At 52.8% G+C, this 2,661-nt stretch carries 2 protein-coding genes and 1 pseudogene; 1 reads left to right on the top strand and 2 read right to left on the bottom strand.

Annotation, left to right across the window (positions count from 1 at the left end; genetic code table 11):
* Positions 1–357: pseudogene (locus NW806_RS07110) on the bottom strand (macrocin O-methyltransferase); the annotation flags it as partial.
* Between the two features lie 677 nt (positions 358–1,034).
* Complete coding sequence (locus NW806_RS07105; RefSeq protein ID WP_414410551.1) at positions 1,035–2,249, bottom strand: glycosyltransferase; 1,215 nt, start codon at positions 2,247–2,249, stop codon at positions 1,035–1,037.
* A 194-nt stretch (positions 2,250–2,443) separates the two neighbouring features.
* Between NW806_RS07105 and NW806_RS07100 the strand changes: the two genes are divergently transcribed.
* The coding region (locus NW806_RS07100; RefSeq protein ID WP_414410592.1) for a glycosyltransferase family 2 protein at positions 2,444–2,661 on the top strand (218 nt) is incomplete at its 3' end.

The raw sequence follows: 2,661 nt of genomic DNA, 5'->3' as shown, positions 1-2,661 counted from the left end.
TTTTGCTCCCAAAGCAAGAAGCTCAATTGCAAACCAGTCTTGCACCCAAGCATCCGCATCAATCCAAATGTAAATTTCGTAGCCTGGGAAGTATTCAGGCAGGAAGGGTCTGGAAACTAGCGCCTTGAGGTACTTGGGCTGTCTATCGGCCTCTGGAAGGGTATAGTTCCAACCTGGCTCAACGATGTGGTCAACGTACTGACCTATCCATTGCAACTGCTCCGGTGTACAGCCTACATCCAAGAATCCAATATCTACAGAGTGCCCCTGAGGTTTCTCTCGGATGGAGAGAATAGTCCCCTGAACCAATTCAAAAAACTTGCTGTCAGCAGCCGTAACGATAATGGTTGAGTTCATAACCTTAAGTCTCCTCTCCAAGGCTTGAATTGTTGTTGACAAAACAAGCTCTACTTAAGATAGCAAAGGACTCCTCTTTGGCCTGCTACAACTTCTCCCTGCCAGAGGAGATGGGTAGGGTCCAACATCTGATCAATCTGTTTGCGGTCTTGTTCTGAGCAAAACTCCACATAGATGACCTTGATATCTTCGAGCTGCTCTTGCAAGCTGGTCCCTCCACCTCCTCTCCACCTGTAGCCACCCTGAGCACATCGATGAACTCCAGACCCAACTCCTTGAGGGCTGCCCTGGCTTCCCGGAAAGGGAGCAGCTGCTCCACTCCCCACTCGGCCTGAGGATCCTCCGGCCAGAGGCGACAAGTTCTGCAGCTATTCTGCCCCGCTAGCCCCACCGAATGCACAAAGCAGTTGCCCAAGCTGAGAATATTCTGCCGCAGCAGGTGTAGAGCTAGGGGATCCACCTCGAAACAGTGAATAGCCGCCTCAGGGTGAAGAGTTCTGAAACAAGCGCTGGCCACGCCCACCCCCGCTCTCACATCCACGACAACCCTGACATCAGAAAGAACAGAAACAGCAGGCTGATAGACTCGACTAAGTCTGGCCACCGTTCCTTCGTACTCGACGCCTTCGTACCCCCACAGCCAAGCTGACGGAACGGAGCTGCGGCCTTGGACTAAGTCAATGAGAAAAGTTTCTGTGTATGTTTCCCGCATTGGCAAAGAGGAGCTGGGTGTCTTCTCCCAGGATGAAAGCAAAGCTGGTTCTCAAAGGCCGCCCCAGCCGCTGCAAGTCTCCCACCGTGCACACCACCGCATCAAAGCTGGGCCAACTGCTCGGCTCCCCCCTCACCTCATGAACTCGCTCGGGCACTCCCTTCTGCTGCAGCAGGGCACAGGGATCCCCAAACCCCTCTTCCACGTACAGCTCCAGCCGCGGCAAGTCCAGCAAGTCCGCGGCTATCACCCCAGGACAGCCTCGGCCAACAAATACCCTCAGTCGCTCCTGCACGCGATGCAGCTCTTGAATGGGCTCGTAAATCCCCAGCCGTGTGTCTATCCAGGCAGAGCTGGCCGTGCTGACAAAGTAGCGCACATCAGAGCGGGGCGAGTAACGAAAGGGCTCCGACAGCTCTCCCCCAAACACCCAGTCCAGCAGGTTCTGAATGCGGTGGCGGGGATGCCACTTTTCATCAAAGGTGTGGTAAGCGCGGCGGGCAATTTGAATGGCTTCTTGGGGATGGTCTAGGTAGTAGCGAACTTTTTCCAGGAGTTCGGCTTCGGAGTTGTAGGTGTCGCAGTAGGTGCCGGGCGCCAAAAGTTCGTCCAATCCTGAGGCGAAGGAGAGCTGGTCAGTCAGCAGAAAGCCCCCTGCAGAAATCACTTCCAGGTTCCTTAAGTTCAGATCCCCATTTTGGCTGCAGTTAAAGGAAATCAGAGAATGGGCAAACCATTTGGCTGCCTCTTGGCGGTTGGCTGTTTTGATGAGGATGGGCAAATCTGCATTCTTTATGGCTTGAACCAGCCGGCAACGCCTGGGATGGCGGGATCCTTTCTGTCCAATGAAGACAACTTGATTTTCTCGAGTTTCCACCCACTCGTGGCTGACAGTGTGCAAGGAGATGAGAGGCAACCAGGCCAGGTTTTCCACACCCGCTGCAGCAAACCAGTGCAAATGCTGGCGGTTGTAAGCAGTAGCTACATAGTCGAAGCCTTCGGTGATCCAGTAGGTCAACAGATGGTTGATGGGGAATTTCCAGTGGCGGGTGTCTCCAGCCAGTAAAACAGTTGGACAGCCAAACTTTTTGGTATTAAGAGGATTGCTGTAGTCGAAGCTCGAAGTCCAAACAACAACTAGGTCAAACTCCTTGTCTGGAATCTGCTTAGATTGCTGCACAAAGTCAAACAGGTCATAATCTTCCCCTCCAGCAGTTGCCTACATGAGATCCTGCCGGTATTTAGCCCTAGCCAAGCCTTTGCCGATAGCCGCTTCACTATCAATACTTGGCTAGGAGCCAAGCAATTCACCTAAAGGCTTGCAGCTCCACCATGGCCAGGGTTTGCATAATTACCACTGTTCGGGATCCAGGCGTGTGCTTGGAGTCGTTCATTCGCTATCACCTTGCCCTTGGAATTGCCCATATTTATATCTTCTTTGACGATCCAGAGGATCCCGCTATTCAGGTGGCACTTCAGTTTTCCGATGTAACGGCTATTCCCAACGATGAAGCTTTGCAAGTTCAACAAGCATTGGGGAATGTTCTCTACCCAAAATATGGCCCTCATGTTGGCTATGAGGTCATGGCTCG

The organism is Synechococcus sp. W65.1, from assembly GCF_047461615.1.
Taxonomy (GTDB): domain Bacteria; phylum Cyanobacteriota; class Cyanobacteriia; order Thermostichales; family Thermostichaceae; genus Thermostichus.
The sequence above is the reverse complement of the archived record's forward strand: the minus strand, read 5'-3'. Positions and strand labels throughout refer to the sequence as shown.